Origin of the sequence: Azospirillum griseum (genome assembly GCF_003966125.1) — a bacterium.
Classification (GTDB): domain Bacteria; phylum Pseudomonadota; class Alphaproteobacteria; order Azospirillales; family Azospirillaceae; genus Azospirillum; species Azospirillum griseum.
In genome coordinates this window covers 113,104-133,119 of record NZ_RXMA01000008.1, presented here as the reverse complement: position 1 = coordinate 133,119, position 20,016 = coordinate 113,104, and the positions used below count along the sequence as shown (strand labels likewise).

Here is a 20,016-nt window from a genome sequence, read left to right as displayed (position 1 = left end):
CAGGAGACAGCCCATGTGCGGCATCATCGGCATCAACGGCATCCACGAGGCCACCCCCCGTCTGGTGGAGGGGCTGCGCCGTCTGGAGTATCGCGGCTATGACAGCGCCGGTGTCGCCACGCTGGTGGGCAACGGCATCGAACGCCGCCGCGCCGAAGGCAAGCTGTTGAATCTCGACGCCCGGCTGCGCGACGCGCCGCTGAGCGGAACCGTCGGCATCGGCCACACCCGGTGGGCCACCCATGGCGGGCCGACGGAAACCAACGCCCACCCGCACGCCACTCCGCGCGTCGCCGTCGTCCACAACGGCATCATCGAGAATTACAGGGAGCTGAAGGAGGAACTGATCGGCCACGGCTGCGTCTTCGAAAGCGTGACCGATTCCGAAGTCATCCCCCAACTCATCACCCATTACATGGACGCCGAAGGGCTGTCGCCGGTGGACGCGTCGGCCAAGGCGTTCAAGCGCTTCACCGGAGCGTTCTCGCTGGTCGTCATCTTCGCGGGCGAACATGAGCTGATGATCGGCGCGCGCCACGGCACGCCGCTGGCCGTCGGCTATGGCGACGGTGAAATGTATCTGGCCTCCGACGCCTTCGCGCTGGCCCCGCTGACCAACCGCATCTGCTATCTGGAAGACGGCGATTGGGTGGTGGTCAGCCGCAGCGACGCGGTGGTGCACGACGCCACCGACGCCGTGGTGCACCGGCCGGTGAAGACCACGGCGGTGTCGGGCGCGCTGATCGGCAAGGATGGCTACCGCCATTACATGCTGAAGGAAATCTACGAACAGCCGCAGGTGATCGGCGACACGCTGAACGCCTACATCAACCCGGTGAACAATTACATCGCCCTGCCCGACTTTCCCTTCGATGTGTCGAAGGCCACACGCCTGACCATCGTCGCCTGCGGCACCGCCTATTACGCCGGGTTCGTCGCCAAATACTGGTTCGAGACCCTGGCCCGCATCCCGGTCGAGGTCGACATCGCGTCGGAGTTCCGTTACCGCGAGGCACCGTTGCCCGAAGGCGGCGTCGCCATCTTCATCTCGCAATCGGGCGAGACCTTGGACACGCTGGAGGCGTTGCGTTACTGCAAGCGGCAGGGCCAGAAGATCCTCTCCATCGTCAATTCGCCGGAAAGCACCATCGCGCGCGAATCCGACGCGGTGCTCTACACCATGGCCGGGCCGGAGATCGGCGTCGCTTCGACCAAGGCCTTCACCACCCAATTGACCACTCTGGCCTGTCTGGCCGTCACCACTGGCCGCGCCCGTGGGGCCATCCCACCGGAACGCATGCAGGCCATCGCCCATGCCCTGCGCGAGGTTCCCGCGCTCGCCGCCAGCGTGCTGGCCCACGACGAACGGCTTAAGGAACTGGCGCAGGAGCTGGCGGATTCCCGCGACGTGCTCTATCTGGGCCGGGGTGCCATGTACCCGTTGGCGCTGGAGGGTGCCCTGAAGCTGAAGGAAATCAGCTACATCCACGCCGAAGGCTACGCGGCGGGCGAATTGAAGCATGGCCCCATCGCGCTGATCGATGACAATGTCCCGGTGGTCGTGCTGGTCCCGTCCGACCACCTGTTCGAAAAGGTCGTGTCGAACGTGCAGGAGGTCTGCGCCCGATCCGGCAAGGTGCTGCTGCTGGCCGACAAGAACGGCATCGGCAAGCTGGGCGACAGCGTCCGCTGGTCGGTCGAACTCCCCACCTGCGACCCGCTGGTCGCCCCGCTGCTCTACGCCATCCCGGTGCAGTTGCTGGCCTATCACACGGCGGTGCTGAAGGGCACGGACGTGGATCAGCCGCGCAATCTGGCCAAAAGCGTCACCGTGGAATGATGTGAACCAAGGTGAGGTGGCGGACGACCCTTCCACCGTCCTGGTACGGTGGCAAGCTGATGCCGTCATCCTCTGTAAAACCATTCGTGAAGAGGGGCAAGGCCCTGGACCAGCAGGCTGCGCAAATCGCGCGACCTGCTGGTCCGGCAGAGGACAACACAGGTGTAAAGTTAGAATCTCAGTCTGTTGCAAACGAGACTTGTCAGCATCCGGTCCTGTTTCAAGCGGGTTTGAGATTGTTTCTTGTTCCTTGGCATGGCCTCAAGTGACCCTCACCTTTTTCATTGGGAACTCCACCCGAGGGTGTCCGACGGTTTTCCATCTTGCGCGCGACGGGTCGCGCGCTCCGGTCTGGCGCGCCCAACTTATGTATGATATTGATAGTTATTCTCATATTTTTGATAGAATGGACCTATCGGGTCTTTAGAAACAATAGATTGGAGTGAAGGGCAAAACCGCCGCAGGATTGGGCCGACGTGTGTTTCCCGTGGTCTCGCGCCAAAGGTTCAGAGCCACAAAGTGCAGGAGTGTCCGGCGTGTCCGCATCCATCCCCACCGCAGAGCGCCCCGTCGCCACCCGCCGGTTCCTGACCATGCTCGGGCCGGGGTTCGTCGTCGCCGTCGGCTACATGGATCCGGGCAATTGGGCGACCGACATCGCCGCCGGGTCGCGCTTTGGCTTTGCCCTGCTGGCCGCCGTGCTGATGGCCAGTCTGGCGGGCATCTTCCTGCAAACGCTGATCGTCCGCCTGACGCTGGCCAGCGGCCAGGATTTGGCCCGGCTGATCCGCAACCGCTTTCCCCGCCCGGTGGCGATGACGATCTGGGCGGTGTCGGAGTTGGCGATGATCGCCACCGATCTGGCCGAACTGCTGGGCAGCGCCATCGCGCTGAAGCTGCTGTTCGGGGTGCCGATGCTGGCCGGGGTGATCGTCGCCGCCGCCATCACCTTCGGCATTCTGGCCCTGCCGGGCGCGCGCGGCCGCGCGCCGGAGCTGGTGGTCGGCGCGCTGATGCTGGTGGTGGTGGCGTGCTTTGGCTGGGAGTTGCTGATCGCCAAGCCGGACCCGGGCGCGCTGCTGGCCGGGATGGTCCCCAGCCTGGAGATGGCCCGCGACCCGGAGATGCTGTATCTGTCGCTGGGCATCGTCGGGGCCACGGTGATGCCGCACAATCTGTTCCTGCATTCGGGTCTGGTCCGCGCCCGTCTGGCCGACACGCCGGAGCCGGACCGGCGGACGATGGCGCGCTGGCTGACCATCGACCTGACCGCCGCGCTGGCGCTGGCCGGTCTGGTCAACGGCGCGATCCTGGCGGTGGCCGCCGTCGCCTTCCAAAGCGTGGCCGCCACCGGACCCGCGCCGGGGATCGAGGACGCCCACGCGCTGTTGAACACCAGCATCGGCGGCGGGGCGGCGCTGATCTTCGCCGTGGCCTTGCTGGCCGCCGGGCAAAGCTCCACCACCACCGGGACCATGGCCGGACAGATTGTGACCGAAGGCTTTTTGGACATCCGGCTGCCGCCTCTGGTCCGCGCCGCCATCACCCGCAGCGCCGCCCTGATCCCCGCCCTGGCGATCCTGAGCGGTGCGGGCGACGAGGCCGCCGACGGCCTGCTGGTGCTGAGTCAGGTGGTGTTGGCGCTGACCCTGCCCTTCATCCTGCTGCCGATGCTGCTGTTGTTGCGCGACCAGCGGCTGATGGGCGGCTTGGCGCTGGGGCCGCTGGCCCTGCGGTTCGCCAGCGTTCTGGCCCTGGTGCTGACCGGCCTGTCGGGCTGGATGGCCGGAACCACCGCCCTGGCGTCGTGATTGACGGGCGTTGTTACCAGCGATCCGCCATCAAAGCGGTGGGGGGTGACGGCGCGGGCGGAATGGTCCATCTTGCCGCCCATTGATCACCCCACCCTTGCGAACCGGAGCGCCGCCATGGACACCGCCCTTGACCAGCGCCTGACCGATCTGGAAAGCCGCCTTGCCCATCACGAAAAGATGGCGGAGGACATGTCCCAGCTCCTGTTCGAGCAGGGCCGCACCATCGACCGGCTGACCGCCCAACTGCGCCGCCTGCGCGAACAGATGGCGGAGGTGGAGTTCGGCGGGGGCCGTTCGCCGCAGGACGACCGTCCCCCACCCCATTACTGAGCGCGCTCAGGCGTAACCGTCATAGACCAGTTCGGTCATCATGCCGGTCGCCATGTGCAGCAGATTGTGGCAGTGCACCGGCCAGCGCCCCGGATTGTCGGCGTCAAAGGCAATCGTCACGCTGCCCCGGTCGGGGACCAGCACGGTGTCGCGCACCGCCCCAGCGATGGGCCGCCCGTCGATGGCGATCACCTGGAACGTATGGCCGTGCACATGCATCGGGTGCGACATGCCCGACGCGTTGTCGAAGGTCAGCACCACCCGTTGCCCCGGTGTCACCCGCATCGGCTCGTGCGATCCGAAGGGGCGATCGTCCAGACTCCAGACATAGGGCATCATCCCGCCGGTCAACCGCAGCCGCGCGGTCACATCCGCCCGGCGATCGGCCAAGGGAACCAAGGGAGTCAGAATCCGCTCCACCGCCAGATCGAGAGCGCCAACGGCGGTCTTGGACCGATCCGCCTGCTTGCCCACCGCCGCCCCGGCGGTCGCCAGAATGACCCCGGTGCGCTCCACCGCCCCTTCCCGCAGCGCCAGGATGGGAAAGGCTCCCCCCTGCGACGGAATGGACAGGCGGATGTCGAGCCGTTGCCCCATCGCCATGCCGAAGCGACGCCCCGTCACCGGTTGCACCGGCACGCCATCCACCGCGATCACCTGACCGGTCAAGGCCCCGAGGTCGATGTGAAAGGCGGTCGAGGTCGCCCCGTTGATGAGGCGCAACCGCACCCGGCCGCCGCGCTCCACACGATGCACATCCGGATCGTCAAGCGTGCGGTCGTTGGCGAGATAGGCGTCGTAATCAACATCGTTCAAATCCATGCCCGCCATCGCGTGACCGGAATGACCCGTCGCCGCACCGTGAGCCATGGTGCTGTGGTTCATGCTTCCATGATTCATGGCCCCATGGCCCATGGCGGCATGATCGGGAGTTGGTGCGGGTTTGGCGGCCCCATCGCCCATCGCCCCATGGCCCATCGCCGCATGGTCCATCACCGGCGCGCCGCCGGTCAGACCGGCCAGGATCTCCGCCGGATCGCGGAACGAGAAATCGTGCAGCAACACCACGATCTCCTGTTCGTCGGCGCGGCGATCCTCCTCCGTCCGCACGATGAGCGGGGCGGCCATCAGCCGCTGTTCCTGCAAGCCATGATGGGAGTGCATCCAATGGGTGCCGGGCCGCGCGGCGAAATCATAGGACGCCGACGCGCCGTCGCGGATCGCCGGACGGTTGGCGTCCACCACCCCATCCTGCACATAGGGCGGCGTCTGGCCGTGCCAATGGATGACCGTGTCCTCCCCGGCGCGGTTGATGAGATCGACACGGAAACGCGCGCCGGGGTCCAGAACCAGACCAGCGGTTCCGTTGGGTTGACGAATGCCGAACACGGTGGCCGGCTTGCCCTTCACCACCAAGTTGCGGCGCTCCACCGCCAGACGGGTGATGGAACCGGGCGCGGCGCGCACGGGAACAGCGGGAACAACAGCGGCGCAACCAACGGCCGCCGTGGCCGTCAAAAGCTGACGGCGCGACAGGGTGAGAGCCATGAACGGCCTCCAAACACAAGGGCAGGACCAACAACGACGAAGAGGCGGGCCAGACGCGGCCCGCGCGCGGTCGCTCAGCCCTGGCGCGGCGGCGGCGGATCGGGCGGCACGCCGATTCCCTCGGGCATGGCCTGCCCCATCGGTCGGGTGGCGGCGGTCAACCCGACCCGCTGCGGCGGCAAGCCACAGACCGGCAACCCGACCGGCACGGCCAGACACCCCGCCGCCGCGCAGCAAAAGGCCGCCATCCGGCCATGAGTCCAGGACGGACAGCAGGGGGTGGAGGACTCGCCGGACCAGACCGACAGTTGCGCTTGCGGCGCGGCACCGGATGGCGGAGACGCGGGCGCGGTGTGGTGGGGCGCGGTGTGGTGATGGGCGGCGTGCCCGTCGGTCGTGGCCAGGGCGGTGGTGGGACTCAGGGCAAGGCCAAGCACCGCCGCGATGGTCAACGCCACCGCCACGCCCAACCGCCCGACCCAGTGCGCCAGCGTCCGCCGCACCCTGTTCATCCCCCGCGAGAGTCCCATCTCAGATAGACCGGCCAACCGACCTGGTCAACCGCACCCCCATCCCCCTTGTGGTTATGCGCCTCCCCCAAGGGTGATAGGCGTTTTCCCGAGCATGAAGTTGCAACATTCCGCGCCTATAGTGCGCGCCAACCGGAACCACTCCTTTCACCGTCATGACCACCGCCGCCCGCAAGGGCCAGACCAACCCCGCCCGTCAACTGCACTGCGCCTGCTGCGGCCGCCCCTTTGTGCGGCCATCGCTGCGCGGCCCGGCCCCGCTCTATTGCTCGACCGATTGTCAGAAGCAGATGCGCGTCCGCTCGCGGGTGTGGAGCCTGCAACAGACCGCGACCACCAGCGCCGCGCCGACCGGCCGCCGCCCCACGCCGCTGCTCAAGGCGTCCTGACCCGCGTTCCCGGTTCACGCCGCGACCTCACCGCACATCGATCACGGCGCTGTCGCTGCGCCCGTCGGCGTCCAGCACGGTGACGCGCACCGGCCCCGGTCCCTCCGGCCGCCACACCACATCGCGGGCGATGGGTGACAGGGCGATGCGCCGCCCGTCGATCAACCAGGACAGGGGGCGTCGCCCGCCGCTGGCGGACAAGGTCAGCGGCTCCGCCCGCCCGTCCGGCCCCAGCGCCTCCACCACCATGTCGCCGCCGGGAAAGGCCAGGCGCAGCCGGTCGGTGGCGCGCGGCCCGTTCGCTACAGAACTGGTCGCCACAGAACTGGTCGCCAGAGTTCCGTGCGCCAGCGCCCCGACGGCCATCGGTCCCCCCTCCCCCGCGTCCAGGCGGCGCAGCAGTTCCGGCGGGGCCTCGGCGGTCACGGGACCAGCGGGGCGGCCCCGGTCGGCGGGCAGCAGGTCGAACAGGTGGAACAGCAACGGGGCCGCCGTGTTGCGGCCATAACGGTCGGGGCTGGGCGTGCCGTCCGGGCGGCCAACCCAGACGCCAACGCTGTAGCGCTCCGTCACGCCAAAGGCCCAGGCGTCGCGAAAGCCGTAGCTGGTCCCGGTTTTCAAGGCGATGGGGCCGGACCCGCGCAATTCCTGCGCCTGCACCACGCCGGGCGGCGGCGGCGCGCCCTCCAGAATCGCGCGGACCTGTTGGGCGGCGACCGGCGACAGAAAGCGCACCCCCGCCGCGTCCGGCTCCTCCGGCTGCACCCGCAGGGGGGCGACCAGACCGCCACGCGCCAAGCCGCTGTACAGCGTCGCCATGTCCCACAGGTTGATCGACGCCCCGCCCAGGGCCACCGGCAGCCCCGGCACCGTGCTGCGACTGGGCAGCACCAGCCGCGCGCCCGCCCGGCGCAGGGCGTCGGCGAAGCGCAGCGGCCCCACCTTGTCCAGCACCAGCACCGCCGGGATGTTGAGCGAGCGTTGCAACGCCTCCTCAATCGTCAAGTCACCGGTGAAGCCCCGGTCGAAGTTGCGCGGGGCGTAGTCGCCAAAGCGGGTGGAGACGTCCGACACCTGGGTCAACGGATGGATCAGGCCATCGTCAAAGCCCAACCCGTAAATGAAGGGCTTCAGCGCCGATCCGGGGGACCGCACCGCACGCACCATGTCGATCGGACCCAGCCGGTCGTGGTCCAGCGGGTCGGGGCTGCCGAGATAGGCCAGAACAGCGCGGGTTCGGTTGTCCACCACCAGCGCCGCCAGACCGGCGCGCGGGTGCAGGTTGTCCATCTCCCGCCGGGCCAGCGCCTCCACCGCGCGTTGCAGACCGCCGTCCAGCGTGGTGGCCAACCGCGTGTCGCCGGGGCGGCGCGCCCGCAGCGCGTCGGCCAGATGGGCGGCGGCGGCGGGCAAGGGCTGGCGCGCGGCGGGGACCGGCTCCGTCCGCGCCTCCGCCGCCGCCTTGGCCGACAGCGCCCCCGCCTGCACCGCACGGTCGAGCACCTTGTCGCGCGCCGCCCGCGCCCGGTCGGGAAAACGGTCGGCGCGCAGACGGCTGGGCGATTGCGGCAGCGCCACCAGCAGGGCGGCTTCCGCCGCGTCCAGCTCCGTCGGCGGTTTGCCGAACAGGGTCAGGGAGGCCGCGCGCACCCCCTCCACATTGCCGCCATAGGGGGCCAGCGTCAGATACATGCCCAGGATCGCGCGCTTGTCGTACCGCCATTCCAATTGCAGGGCGCGCGCCGCCTCGATCAGCTTGGCCGACAGGGTGCGCGGGCGCGGCTCCAGCAGGCGGGCGACCTGCATGGTCAGGGTGGACGCCCCCGACACCACGCGGCCCGCCCCCAGATTCTGCCCCAGCGCCCGCAGCAGGGCGAGCGGATCCACCCCGCCATGCGACCAGAACCGCCGGTCCTCATAGGCCAGCAGCAGATCGACGAAGAGCGGGGCGACGGCGTCCGGGTCCACCGGCAGCCGCCACGCCCCGGCCCCGTTGGTGAAGACGCGCAACGGCTCCCCGTTGCGGTCCACCACCGTCACCGACCGGTCGGCCAGCCGGTCGAGCGGCGGCGGGAACAGCCGGTCGAGCGTCAGCCCAACCCCACACCCAACCCCCATCAACGCCACCAAGCCGCCAACGGCCAACAACGCCCTCAGCCGACGGCGCGGACCGATGCCCGCGCCGCGCGGCCAAGGCCACAGGCTGGACCGCAAACGGGACCACAGACGGGACCGGACACCCCCCACCCGGTCACTCCGCCGGATGCACGGTGATCCGCCCAACCGCCTGACGGGCGAAGAAGCGCGGCTTGTACATGTCCTCCACCGACGCGCCCGGCAGCTCATAGACGCCCGGCGTGATGGCGCGGACGATGAAGGCCAGCTTGAAGCGCGCCTGATCCTCCGTCAGGTCCAGCGCGGCGACGAAGCGGTCGTCGCGCGATTCGGCGCTGTTGGGAACGGTCAACTGGTCCAGCCACGGCAGATCGGCGGTTCCGCCCGCCCCCAGCTTGGCGTTCTCAATCTCCCACCCGGCGGGCAGCGGATGGGTGACGGCGGTCTGGTGGAACAGCTTGGTGTTCGCCTCCCCCTCCAGCACCACGACGAACACGTCGTTCTGCCGGATGGTGTCGAGATTCAGCGGCTCGCCCTTGCGGGTGAAGAAATTGCGCTTGATGCGCAGCCCCTCCCGCGCAGCGGGTTGCGGCGCGGTCGGCACGCCCGACACCGACACCGCCTGCCACAGCGGGGCGGACCCGCTGTTGACCACCGGCAGACCGGCGGACAGTTGCGCCAGCGTCGGCCGAAGATCGACGCGCGAACCGTTGCGCCGTTCCCCGCCCGGCAGGGTGACGGTGACACCGGCGGGCGCGCCGCGCAGCAGGGCATCCGCCGCTAGCACCGCCCAGGCCTGTTCCTGCGTGTTGGTGCGGTTGGCGGCCAGTTCGGAGGCGGGCAGCCGGTCCAGCAGCGCGGGCAGCCGCTTGCCGGTCATGCCGACTTCGGACGCCAGCACGATCAGGGCCGCCGCGTCGCGCAGGGTGGAGCCGTAATCGGCGGCCCACTCGTTGCGGGCGAGATGACCGACGGCGGAGTCGAAGGCGCTCGCCGCCCGCTCGCCATCACCCATCCGCGCCAGCGCCGCCCCCAACTGCCCCTTGGCCAGCGGGGTCGGCAGCTTGTCGATGGCGGTGTCGTGCAGATAGCGCGCCGGACCCGGCAGCGACACCCCGGCCAGCGCCAGCGTGTGCAGGGCATAGGCGCGGACCGCCATCGCCTCCGGCTCGCTGGCCGAGGCGATGGCGCGCTGGCGCAGCCAGCCCAGCGCGTCGTTCAGCGGCTTGTCGGGGACCGGGTTGCCCTTTTGCTTGGCGCGGATCAGGAATTCGGTGGCGTAGGCGGTCAGCCAGCCATCGGCCTCGCTCTGCGCGCTCCACAGGCCAAAGGCCCCGTCGTAGCGCTGCTTGTCGAGCGTGCGCGACACCGCCTGCTGCACCCGGCCATCCAGGCTGTCGTCGGGCTTGCGGTCGGTCCCCAGCGCCAATTCCACATCGCGCACCGCCAGCAGCGGCAGAGCGCGGCTGACCGTCTGCTCCAGGCACCCCAGCGGGTAGCGGTCCAGCGCCCGCAGGATGCCGCCGATGTCAAAGGGCGGGGCGTTGCTGAAGCTGACCGACCAGCCCGTCGTTCCCGGCACATAGGCGGCAAGGTCGGCGGCGCTGAAACGCATGGTTTCACCGGGCGGAACCTGCCGGGTGATGAACTGCGTGTCCACCGCGCGGGCCGGGCGGACGGTGATGGCGTAATCGTGCGACAGCGCCAGCGCGTCCGCCCCCGACCCGGCCCCCGCCACCGACAACGTCACCTTGCCGACGCCAGCGCCCACGCCCTTCAGCGGCAGCACCAGCGTCTTGCGTTCGCCCTTGGCCAGCGGAACCGACAGCGCGCCACCCTCCACCGCCACGGCGTCGCGCGCGGTGACGGTGACGGCGTAGGTTCCGGCGGCGGCCTCCACATTGTGCAGCGACAGCGTCACCCGGCTTTCGTCGCCGGGGGCGAGGAAGCGCGGCAGGATGGCGTCGGCGACCAGCGGGTCGCGCACCGTCACCGGCCCCGCCGCCGATCCGACCCGGCTGCGGCTGTAGGCCACCGCCATCAGCCGCAATTCGCCGTTGAAGTCGGGCACGTCGAAGCCGATGCGGGCGGTCCCGTCCGGCCCGAGCTTGACCGGACCCTGGAACAGCGACACCACGGTGAAGGGAACCACCGGCAGGCCGATGCCGCCGGAATCGCCGCCCTGGCGCAGCGCCCCAAACGACCCGTCCATGGCGTCGATCAGGCGGCCGTAATCGTCGCGGATGTCCAGGCCCAGGCGGCGCTTGCCGTAGAAATGCTTGGCCGGCTGCGGGCTGGCGAAGTCGGTCAGGCGCAAGATGCCCTCATCGACGGCGGCGAGCGTCACATAGACATCCTCCGCCGCGCCACCCGCGCGGGTCGGCTTCACCGTCACACCCACATCCAGGCGGCTGCGCGGACGGATGACCGACGGCGCGTCCAGCGCGACGTCGAGCGTGCGCACCGCCGGGTCGATGCCGACCCAGGCGACGCCGACGGCGCGCACCGGTTGCCGTTCCTTCCCCACCACCGGCGGACGGAAGACGGTGGCGGTGACGTAGGCCCCCGGCCCCCAGGCGGCGTTGACCGGCACCTCCACCGTCAGGCCATCGGCGGGAACCGTCAGGTTGCGCGCCTCGAACAGGCGGTCGGTCGCCACGGTCAACAGCACCTCCCCGGCAAAGGGCGGGGTGATGCGCACGCGGGCGGTGTCACCGGGGCTGTAGGCGGGCTTGTCGGTCGCGATCTCCAGCTTGTCCGGCGTGTTGCCGCTGCTGTCCTCGCTCTGCCACCCGGCGGAGAAGCGGTAGGAGGTGGCCACCCCCGCCGCCTTGTCCGTCACCTCGATCCGGTAACGGCCAAAATCGCGCCGCCCCAGCGCCAGCGTCACCGGTTTGTCGGCCAACGCGGCGATGGTCCCGGAGGAGATGGCAACGCTGCGGGTCACGGCGTTGTAGCTGTAACGGCCATGTTGCCGGAACCATTGATAGCTGACCCGCTCCTCCAGCAACTCCCAGCTCAGGCCGGGGGTGGCGATGGGCGTGCCGTCCGGGGCCAGGGTGACGAGATCAAAGCCGGCCTCCTGCCCTTCGCCGATCCGCCCGTCGCTGAAGTGCGGGCGCAGGCCGATGGCGTGGGATTTGGCGCGGATGGGAACCGTCACCGCCTTGTGCACCGGGCGTCCGCCGGGTTCGGACAGGGAGACGCGAATCTCCGCCCGCAGCGGGCGAGAGGTGTCGGGCAGCGACGGGACGGTCACGGCGACTCGCGATTGCCCCTGCGCGTCGGTGGTCGGGAACTCCAGCGTGTCCAGCTTGCTGTCCACGCTGTCCTGCACGCGGCCGAAGCGATAATCCTTGTGCGTCGGGTACGGCGTCGGGTCGGGCTGGATCGCCACCTCTGCCGTGCCGCCCAGACCGGCGGCGGGCGGGCCGTAGAGGAAGCGGCCGTTCGCCACCACCTCGAACGGTTTGCCGGGAACCAGGAAGGTGCCGCCGGGCGTGAGATCCAGCGCCAGCTTGACCGGCACGAAATCCTCGACCTGGAAGCCGCCGGACCCGATCGGCGCGCCCTTGGGATCGCTGTAGATCTCGACCTGCCAGCCGCCCAGCGGGGCGGTGCGCGACAGGCTCAGGGGCAGGCTGTAACCGCCCGCCGCCTGCGCGGTCAGCGGGCCGCTGAAATACTCCGTGCCGCTGGGCCGCAGGATCTTCACGGTCAGCGGGAAATTCTCCACCGCGTCGGTCTTGTCGTCGCGCAGCAGGATCGACAGGTTGACCGTCTCCCCCTGCCGGTAGACGCCCCGGTCGGTGTAGACGAAGGCGTCCATCGGCCCCGGTGCCGCCCGCCCGCCAACCCCGCGATCGCTGAGATCGAAGGCGGCGTTGAGCAGATCCTGCATGGCGTAGTCGGTGCCATGATAGGCCATGACCATGTTGGGCGTGTTGCCGCCGGTCTTCAGCAGCCCCGGTGCGAAACGGACACGGCCCAACTCGTCGGTCGTCGCCCGCGCGATCTCCGCGTTGTTGTTGGCGACCAGGGCGATCTCCACCCCGGCCAGCGGCTTGGCGGTGGCGTAGGAGCGGGCGAAAACCGTCAACCCATCGGCCCCGCGCAGGCTGGTCAACCCGATGTCGGACACCAGCACCCATTGGGTGGCGATGTCGTTCCACTCGTTGCCCGGTTCCACATCGGCGGGTTTGGCGGTGATGGCGTACAGGCCGGGCCTGGGCTGGTCGCCCACCGCCTGCCGGAAGGGCAGCGCCGACAGGGTTTGCCGGTTGCGCTCGCCCTTCACCTCCAGCGTGCCGGTCCACAGCCGTTCGCCATACAGGTCGGAAATGGTTTCCGCCGTGCGACCCGACACGTCACGGAACAGTTGCCCGTCCATCCGGCTGGCGACCAGACCACGGTCCGGAACCCGATAGACCGTGATCAGCAGCTTGTCGGCGTTGACCGACATCACCGGCACACCATCCGGCCCGCTGCGCGGCAGGATGAAGGCCGATCCCTTGAAGGCGACCAGCGGCGCGCGGTCGGGCACGCGCACGCGCTGGGTTTCGTCGGCCTTCTGCTCCACCCCATCCTCGCCGGGCAGGCCCTGGCGCAGGGTGACGGTGTAGCTGGACCCGTGGTTGACGCCGCGCAGGCACAGCGTGTTGTCGCGCGCGTCGACCGACAGCTTGGTCGGCGGCTCCACCCGCACATAATCGTCGAACCGCAAGCCCTTGCGTGTGCTCAGCCGGTCGTTGAACTGGAAGCAGACGCGGGCCACCGCGTCGTCCGAATTGACGGTCACGTCGCGCAGGGTCAGACCCGCCTTGCGGCGCAGCGCGATCCAGCGCTCCTCCAGCTTGGGGGCGAGCGCGTCGAGCGTGCCCGGCTCCAGCTTGTCGCCCATGGCGCGGATCGCGCCCAGCGCCTTGGCCGCCTCGTCGGGCTTGCCGAACGCCTCGTCCATCAGGCTGGCGACGCGCAGCAGGGTGGCGACGCGCTCGTCGTCCTTGGGATCGTTCATCCCGGCCTGAACCGCGCTTTGCAGGGCACGGTCCTTGTTGGGCGTGGGCAGCGCCATCCACGCGGCGCTGAGTTCCAGCCACACCGACGGGCTGGCGGCACCGTTGATGATCGCCTGTTCGAATTTCGGCACGGCGGCGGCCCCGTCCTTGCGGGCCAGCGCGGCGCGCGCCTGCTTCAGGGCGGCGTCGCTGACCTGCGGGTTGGGCTGCGGCGGGGCCTTCGCCATCAGGGTGCCGACATACAGTTTGGTGTCCACCCAGTTCGGCACGCTGTAGGACGAATCCGCCACAGCCTGCGAACCGACGGCCAGGACCAGCCACGCCACCGCGATCCACACCACCGCCAGAAACCGCCTCATCGCCCCATCCCCCGCCCAAACGCGCCGTTCCCCTCCCTTATACGCTTGATAACAGTCGCTTGATAACGGTCGCTTGAGGGCGACGGCTTGAGGACTCGGGGCAAACATCAGCCCTCCGCCGATGCCTCCGCCCCCTCCAGCGCCAGCCGGACGAAGGCCCGTTCGGCAGCGCTGCGGTGGCGGTCGCGGTGGCGCACCAGATGGAAGGGGCGGACCGGCAGCGCCAACCCGCGCAACGCCACCAGCCGCCCGTCGGCCAGCGCGTCGGCCACCACCAGATCGGACAGCACGCTCAGCCCCAGCCCGGCCAACAACGCCTGACGGATCAGCGCCCCGTCGGGCAGGGTCAGGGCGACGCTCAACCCCGCCGGATCAACGCCCGCCGCGCGGATCGCCTGTTCAAAGGCCGCGCGGGTGCCGGAACCGGTTTCGCGCAGGATCCAGCGAGCGGCGGCCAACCCCTCGGCGGTCACGCGCTCCCCCTTGGCCCAGGGGTGGGCCGGGTCGGCCAGCAGCACCAGCCGGTCGCCGGGAATCGGATCGGCCACCAGGGCCGGGTCGCGCACCGTGCCTTCGGCGATGCCCAACTCGGCCCGCCCCTCCCGCACCGCCTCGGCCACCGCGTCAGTGTTGCCGATCTCCAGATCGACGCGGATGCCGGGAACAGCCGCCGCAAAGCGCAGCAGACGCGGCGGCAGCCAATGATGACCGACGGTCTGGCTGACGACCAGCCGCAGCGCGCCGCGCGCCAGCCCGGTCATTTCGGCCATCCGGGTTCCGGCGTCCTCGACCCGGCGCAGGATGGCGCGGGCCTCCTCGCGCAGCAGATGACCGGCGGCGGTCAGCTCCACCCGGCGACCGATGCGGTCGAACAGGCGGACGCCATGCTCCGACTCCAACCCGGCGATGGCGGCGCTGACGGCGGGCTGGGACAGGCGCAGGCTCTCCGCCGCGCGGGTGAAGTGCAGCAGGTCGGCGACGGCGGCAAAGATGCGCAACTGTTCCAGGGTCATCGCCGCTCCGGCGTTCGGGGAAAGCGCAGGCCGCCCCGGTCAGGGCAGCAGCCACAGAATGCCGATCAGGCTGGCGCTGGCAAGGAACAGCGTCGCCCCCAGCCCCAACAGCAGCGGGCGCGGGCCACGGGCACGCAGCTTGGCCGGGTCGGCGTCCAGCCCCATCGCCCCCAACGCCATCGCCAGCAGGAAGGGAGCCACCCACCCCGCCGCCTGCCGCACCGCGTCGGGCAGCAGACCGGCGCTGTTCGCCGCGATCAGAATCAGGAAACCGGTGACAAACCAGGGCAGCAGCGCCGGACGCGGACCGGGGACGTTGCCACCGCGCCGGGCCTCCACCAACCCCATCCCGATCACGACCGGGGCCAGCAGCGCCACCCGCCACAGCTTGGCGATGGTCCCGACCTCCCCCGCCTCCCGCCCGTTCTGGAACGCTGTGGCGACCGCCTGCCCGACCTCGTGGATCGAGGCACCGGCCCACAGGCCATAGGCGCGCGGGGCGAGCGCCAACCCCTCGGCCAACAGCGGGTAAAGCAGCATGGACAGCGTGCCGCACAGGGTGACGCAGGCGATGGCGTAGGCGACATCCTCCTCGTCGGCGCGGGTGGCGCTGGTCACGGCCAGCACGGCGGACGCGCCGCAGATCGCGGTTCCCGCCCCGATCAGGCGGGCCAACCCCGGCTCCACCCGCAGCGCCCGGCCCAACCACACGCTGAATCCCAGGCAGGCGGCCAGCGCGGCGGCGATCACCGCCAACCCGGCCCCGCCCAGCGCGGCGATGCGGTCCACCGTCACCTGCGCGCCCAGCAGCATCACCGCGACGCGCAGCAGCGGGCGGACGGTGAAGGCGACGCCGGGACGGGTGACGGCCCGCCCGCCCCGGCCCAGAACCCCACGCGCCACCATGCCCAGCAGAACGGCCAGCACCAGCGGGCTGACCGCCCGCAGCCCCAACAGATGGACCAGAGCAAACGCGCCAGCGGCCAGCGCCGCCGACAGGGCGACACCGGGGATGGCGCGCAGCGCGGCGACGGGAACGGCGCGCAACAGAACGATGCGGATCATGGCGATGCCCTCCAATTTCACACGGAAACTGTCGGGGAATCGTCAATCCGTCCAATCGATTGAATCTACCGTTTCAATCAGAATTTTGGATCGTTCGGAATCACCCGAACAGACCGGTGAAGGGCAGGAACTCCACCATGTCGCCGGGGGCGATCACCTCGGCTTCGGCGGGCATGTCCACCAATCCGTCGGCCTCGACCATCGAGGTCAGAACGCCGCTGCTGTTGTTGGGGAAGCGGATCGCCATCGGCAACCCATCGATCGACCGCTCCAACCGGGCGCGCAGAAACTCGCGCCGCCCCGGCTTTTTGGTGAAGGTGAAGCCCGACACCACCAGACAGCGCGGCGTCGGCGTGTCGCTGGCCCCCGACAGGCGCAGCACCAGCGGCCGCCCGACCAGCAGAAACGTCACCATCGCCGACACCGGGTTGCCCGGCAGCCCCAGGAAGGGGGTGGAGCCGACGCGGCCCAGCGCCAGCGGCTTGCCCGGCTTGATCGCCAGCTTCCACAGATCAATGACTCCCAGCGCAGCGACCGCCGCCTTGACGTGGTCCTCCTCCCCGACCGACACGCCGCCGCTCGTCACCAACAGATCGGCACGGGTGGCGGCCTCGGCCAGCGCGGCGCGCACGGCGTCGGGCTGGTCGGGCAAAATACCCAGATCGATCACCTCCACCCCCAACCCGTCGAGCTGGGCGGCGATGGTGTGGCGGTTGGCGTCGTAAATGGCGTGGTCGGGTTTGTCCTGCCCTGGTTCACGCAACTCATCGCCGGTGGAAAACAGGGCGACGCGCAAGCGCTGGCGCACCATGACGGTGGAACGCCCGACGGCGGCAGCCAGACCGACCTCTTGCGCACGCATCCGTTGGCCGGGGCGCAGCACCACCGATCCGGCGGTCATGTCCTCCCCCTTCGGGCGGATGTTGGTGCCAACCTCCAGCCCGGCGGGGACCCAGACCGCCGCCCCGTCCGATTCCGTCCGGCAATCCTCCTGCATGGCGACGCAATCGACCCCGGCGGGGATCGGCGCGCCGGTGAAGATCCGCACCGCCTGCCCCGCCATCACCCTGTCGGGGAAGCTCGACCCGGCCGGAACCCGCCCGACCACGGTCAGGCGGCGCGGCCCGTCACCGGGTGCGGCGACAAAGGCCCATCCGTCCATGGCCGACACCGCCGCCGGGGGCACATTGACCGGAGCCGTCACCTCCTCGGCCAACACCCGGCCCAACGCGGCGCGCAGCGGAACCGTTTCTGTACCCGTCACCGGGCCATGGCTCTCGGCGATGCGGTCCAGCGCCGCGTCAAGCGACAGGGCGGTCGGGCCGTGGGCGGTGCAATCGTTCATCGGGGGTGTGGGCGGCGTCATCGGGTGCAACCTGTCGGGTGGAATTGCTCGGGGCGGGCAGCGTAGCGCAACAGCCGACACCCGTCCCTTGTCCAAGATCAAGACGCCCAAGATCAAGACGCCCGCGTCAGCTCCGCCCCCCCTCCGATGCGGCCACCGGACCGGAGGGTGATTTTGCAAAGGCGGCCTCCCGTCCTTGCCGTGGGTCGATTGCCTCCCCATACTGACGCGCAGTCTTTCGGCAAGCGGTCGAGTCTGGTCGCGTTTTCCTGGGGGTGATGGGTGATTGGTCGTGTCGTGTCGGTGATCCTGGTGGCGTTGGTCGCCCTGACCGCGCCCGCCGTCCGTGCGGCGGACCGGCCGAACGGCATCGCCCCGCAAAACACCCCCCAAACCACCCCCCAAGCCACTCTCGCCCCCAGCCCGATGGCGGCGAAACGCCTGTCCGATTGCGAAGCCGCCGAGCAGGGCGACCCCAACGCCGCCTTCCGCCTCGCCCGCCGCTATCTCTTCGGCGTGGGCGTCAGCCGCGACCGGCGGCTCGGCACCGCCTGGCTGCGCGCCGCTGCCTCGCGCGGGCACAGCGAGGCGCGGCGGATGGTGCATTATGTTCCCGGCGGCATGGGCCGCATCCGTCCCTGGTGCCGTCCCGGCGGTGCCCCGGTGCGCGGCATCACCGCGCCTCCGGCGGAAATCGCCCGGCTGGTGGATGGCATCGCCGCGCGCCACGGCGTCGATCCCGGTCTGGTGCTGGCGGTGATCCAGGCCGAAAGCGCCTTCCGCACCGACGCGGTGTCGCCCAAGGACGCCGCCGGGCTGATGCAGTTGATCCCCGACACCGCCGAACGGTTCGGTGTGTCCGACGTGTTCGACCCGGCCCAGAACATCACCGGCGGCGTGCGCTATCTGCGCTGGTTGCTGGCCTATTTCCAGGGCGACGTCACCCTGGCCCTGGCCGGGTACAACGCCGGGGAGGGGGCGGTGGACCGTTATCGCGGCGTGCCGCCCTATGAGGAAACGCAGAACTACATCCGGGTGATCCGGCGCATCTACAACCCAACCTTCCACCCCTATGACCAAAATCTGGTCGACCCCTCCCCCGCCCTGGCCGGAGCGGCGGCGGAGTTGCCAAGGTCCGGAAAATCCCCGAAAAAAGGCTGACATCCTTCCGACCCGCCCACCCTCTGCCCCTTGCCCTCTACCGGAGTGTCCGCCCCGTGCCGATGTCCGAACGCAGCTTTCTCGGCCTCAGCGCCGCCGGGTTCCACCGCGTCGCCTACACCCAATGGGGGCGCGACGACGCCCCCCGCACAGCCTTGTGCGTGCATGGGCTGACCCGCAACGGGCGCGACTTCGATCCGCTGGCGCTGGCGTTGGCCGACCGCCGCCGCGTGGCCTGCCCCGACATCGTCGGACGCGGAAAAAGCGATTGGCTGGCGAATCCGGCGCTCTACGGCTACCCGCAATATTGCGCCGACATGGCCGCCCTGATCGCCCGGCTGGGGGTGGACGAGGTCGATTGGATCGGCACCTCGATGGGCGGGCTGGTCGGCATGACGCTCGCCGCCCAGCCCAACAGCCCGATCCGCCGCCTGGTCATCAACGATGTCGGGCCGCTGATTTCCAAGGTCGGGTTGCAGCGGATCGCCGATTACGTCGGCAAGGATCCGGTGTTCGACGATCTGGCCGCCGTTGAGTCCTATCTGCGCTTCACCCTGATGGGGTTTGGCCGCCTGACCGATGGGCAATGGCGGCATCTGGCCGAACACGCAGCCCGCCAGCGCGCGGATGGGCTGTTGGGGCTGGCCTATGACCCCGGCATCGCCCACGCTTTCCAGGCGCAGCCGATGCAGGACGTCGATCTGTGGGCGCTGTGGGACCGGGTGCGCTGCCCGGTTCTGGTGATTCGCGGGGCCGATTCCGATCTGCTGACAGCGGAAACCGCCGACGAAATGACCCGGCGCGGCCCCGGTGCCCGCGTCGTCGAATTCGCCCACACCGGTCACGCCCCGGCCCTGATGAGCGAGGATCAGATCGCCGTCGTCCGCGCCTTCCTGGACGAATGAGGATGCGCGGCGCTGCCCTGTGCGGCGCGCTGACGCTGTCGGTAGCGCTGGCCACCGCCACCCCGGCCCCGGCGCAGGACAGTCCAAAGCGCGACGCGCTCGATTGGCTGGCCGGGGAACCGATGACGCTGCTCGATTGGGGCATCGCCCGGCTGCGCGGCGATCTGGAGGGGGCGGCGGCCGACGCGGCGGCGGCAGGCCGCTCCACCCTGGGGCGCAGCGGCGTGTTCTACCGTCCGCAGGACCGCAAGATCGTCGGCTACGCCAGCTTCGTCGAGCCGGTGGCCAACCGCACGGACGCCGTGTGCGTGGAGCTGTTCGCGCGGGTGGCCAGCGCCCTGCTGCACGGCGCGCCGCAAGGATCGGGCGGGGCGAGCTGGTATCTGGAAAGCCTGTTCGGGCACGAGGCGCGCACCGCCACCCGCCCGCAGGATTTGGGGGAGCAGATGGCCGACCGTGTGGCCCTGCAAATCACCATCGGCGCGCGCCCGGCCGCCGCGTTCGAGGACACCCGCCGCGTCGTCTGCACCGGGCGGCTCGATTCCCCGCCGACCGGGCTGGCCCTGCGGATTGAAGGCTGACGC

At 70.0% G+C, this 20,016-nt stretch carries 14 protein-coding genes; 7 read left to right on the top strand and 7 right to left on the bottom strand.

The window, feature by feature from the left end:
• Positions 1 to 13 precede the first annotated feature (13 nt).
• The 3 genes from glmS (at position 14) to EJ903_RS10930 (ending at position 3,984) form a co-directional block, all read left to right on the top strand.
• Positions 14 to 1,840 (top strand): glutamine--fructose-6-phosphate transaminase (isomerizing), encoded by a 1,827-nt coding sequence (glmS, locus tag EJ903_RS10940; protein WP_126615044.1) that lies wholly within the window; start codon positions 14 to 16, stop codon positions 1,838 to 1,840.
• Between the two features lie 476 nt (positions 1,841 to 2,316).
• On the top strand, positions 2,317 to 3,651 hold the full coding sequence (locus EJ903_RS10935; protein ID WP_342772165.1) for an Nramp family divalent metal transporter: 1,335 nt from the start codon (positions 2,317 to 2,319) through the stop codon (positions 3,649 to 3,651).
• A gap of 117 nt (positions 3,652 to 3,768) precedes the next feature.
• Positions 3,769 to 3,984 (top strand): SlyX family protein, encoded by a 216-nt coding sequence (locus EJ903_RS10930; RefSeq protein ID WP_126615040.1) that lies wholly within the window; start codon positions 3,769 to 3,771, stop codon positions 3,982 to 3,984.
• 6 nt (positions 3,985 to 3,990) lie between these two features.
• Here EJ903_RS10930 and EJ903_RS10925 read toward each other — a convergent pair whose 3' ends face one another.
• Both EJ903_RS10925 and EJ903_RS10920 read right to left on the bottom strand, forming a co-directional pair.
• Positions 3,991 to 5,532 (bottom strand): multicopper oxidase family protein, encoded by a 1,542-nt coding sequence (locus EJ903_RS10925; RefSeq protein ID WP_126615038.1) that lies wholly within the window; start codon positions 5,530 to 5,532, stop codon positions 3,991 to 3,993.
• A 74-nt stretch (positions 5,533 to 5,606) separates the two neighbouring features.
• Positions 5,607 to 6,035, bottom strand: coding sequence for a hypothetical protein (locus EJ903_RS10920; protein ID WP_126615036.1), 429 nt, complete (start codon positions 6,033 to 6,035; stop codon positions 5,607 to 5,609).
• A 182-nt stretch (positions 6,036 to 6,217) separates the two neighbouring features.
• On the opposite strand from EJ903_RS10920, the gene EJ903_RS10915 reads away from it, so the two are divergent.
• The gene (locus tag EJ903_RS10915) at positions 6,218 to 6,451 is read left to right on the top strand and encodes a hypothetical protein (RefSeq protein WP_126615034.1); all 234 of its coding nucleotides are present in this window, start codon (positions 6,218 to 6,220) and stop codon (positions 6,449 to 6,451) included.
• Positions 6,452 to 6,478: 27 nt separating this feature from the next.
• On the opposite strand, the gene pbpC is transcribed toward EJ903_RS10915, so the two are convergent.
• The 5 genes from pbpC to EJ903_RS10890 form a co-directional block, all read right to left on the bottom strand.
• Positions 6,479 to 8,596 (bottom strand): penicillin-binding protein 1C, encoded by a 2,118-nt coding sequence (gene pbpC, locus EJ903_RS10910; protein WP_246015447.1) that lies wholly within the window; start codon positions 8,594 to 8,596, stop codon positions 6,479 to 6,481.
• Positions 8,597 to 8,702: 106 nt separating this feature from the next.
• Entirely contained in the window at positions 8,703 to 13,943 is a 5,241-nt protein-coding gene (locus EJ903_RS10905) for an alpha-2-macroglobulin family protein (protein ID WP_126615032.1), read from the bottom strand.
• 107 nt (positions 13,944 to 14,050) lie between these two features.
• On the bottom strand, positions 14,051 to 14,956 hold the full coding sequence (locus EJ903_RS10900) for a LysR family transcriptional regulator (protein ID WP_126615030.1): 906 nt from the start codon (positions 14,954 to 14,956) through the stop codon (positions 14,051 to 14,053).
• Positions 14,957 to 14,995: 39 nt separating this feature from the next.
• Positions 14,996 to 16,021 carry a YeiH family protein gene (locus EJ903_RS10895; protein WP_210211425.1) on the bottom strand — a complete coding sequence of 342 codons (1,026 nt, stop codon included), beginning with the start codon at positions 16,019 to 16,021 and terminating at the stop codon, positions 14,996 to 14,998.
• A 100-nt stretch (positions 16,022 to 16,121) separates the two neighbouring features.
• Positions 16,122 to 17,387: a molybdopterin molybdotransferase MoeA gene (locus EJ903_RS10890; RefSeq protein ID WP_126615028.1), complete on the bottom strand. Its 1,266-nt coding sequence runs from the start codon at positions 17,385 to 17,387 to the stop codon at positions 16,122 to 16,124.
• 261 nt (positions 17,388 to 17,648) lie between these two features.
• Between EJ903_RS10890 and EJ903_RS10885 the strand changes: the two genes are divergently transcribed.
• From EJ903_RS10885 to EJ903_RS10875, 3 genes are read left to right on the top strand one after another with little or no spacing between them, the layout of a single operon-like run.
• Positions 17,649 to 18,527 (top strand): lytic transglycosylase domain-containing protein, encoded by an 879-nt coding sequence (locus EJ903_RS10885; RefSeq protein ID WP_246015445.1) that lies wholly within the window; start codon positions 17,649 to 17,651, stop codon positions 18,525 to 18,527.
• 56 nt (positions 18,528 to 18,583) lie between these two features.
• Complete coding sequence (locus tag EJ903_RS10880) at positions 18,584 to 19,432, top strand: alpha/beta fold hydrolase (RefSeq protein WP_126615026.1); 849 nt, start codon at positions 18,584 to 18,586, stop codon at positions 19,430 to 19,432.
• Between the two features lie 2 nt (positions 19,433 to 19,434).
• Complete coding sequence (locus EJ903_RS10875; RefSeq protein ID WP_126615024.1) at positions 19,435 to 20,013, top strand: hypothetical protein; 579 nt, start codon at positions 19,435 to 19,437, stop codon at positions 20,011 to 20,013.
• The last annotated feature ends 3 nt before the right edge of the window (positions 20,014 to 20,016 follow it).

Bases quoted from the DNA above. Each gene is read 5' to 3' on its own strand.
- glmS (WP_126615044.1), top strand. From the start codon at position 14: ATGTGCGGCATCATCGGCATCAACGGCATCCACGAGGCCACCCCCCGT.
- EJ903_RS10930 (WP_126615040.1), top strand. From the start codon at position 3,769: ATGGACACCGCCCTTGACCAGCGCCTGACCGATCTGGAAAGCCGCCTT.
- EJ903_RS10925 (WP_126615038.1), bottom strand. From the start codon at position 5,532: ATGGCTCTCACCCTGTCGCGCCGTCAGCTTTTGACGGCCACGGCGGCC.
- EJ903_RS10915 (WP_126615034.1), top strand. From the start codon at position 6,218: ATGACCACCGCCGCCCGCAAGGGCCAGACCAACCCCGCCCGTCAACTG.
- EJ903_RS10905 (WP_126615032.1), bottom strand. From the start codon at position 13,943: ATGAGGCGGTTTCTGGCGGTGGTGTGGATCGCGGTGGCGTGGCTGGTC.
- EJ903_RS10900 (WP_126615030.1), bottom strand. From the start codon at position 14,956: ATGACCCTGGAACAGTTGCGCATCTTTGCCGCCGTCGCCGACCTGCTG.
- EJ903_RS10895 (WP_210211425.1), bottom strand. From the start codon at position 16,021: ATGATCCGCATCGTTCTGTTGCGCGCCGTTCCCGTCGCCGCGCTGCGC.
- EJ903_RS10890 (WP_126615028.1), bottom strand. From the start codon at position 17,387: ATGACGCCGCCCACACCCCCGATGAACGATTGCACCGCCCACGGCCCG.
- EJ903_RS10875 (WP_126615024.1), top strand. From the start codon at position 19,435: ATGCGCGGCGCTGCCCTGTGCGGCGCGCTGACGCTGTCGGTAGCGCTG.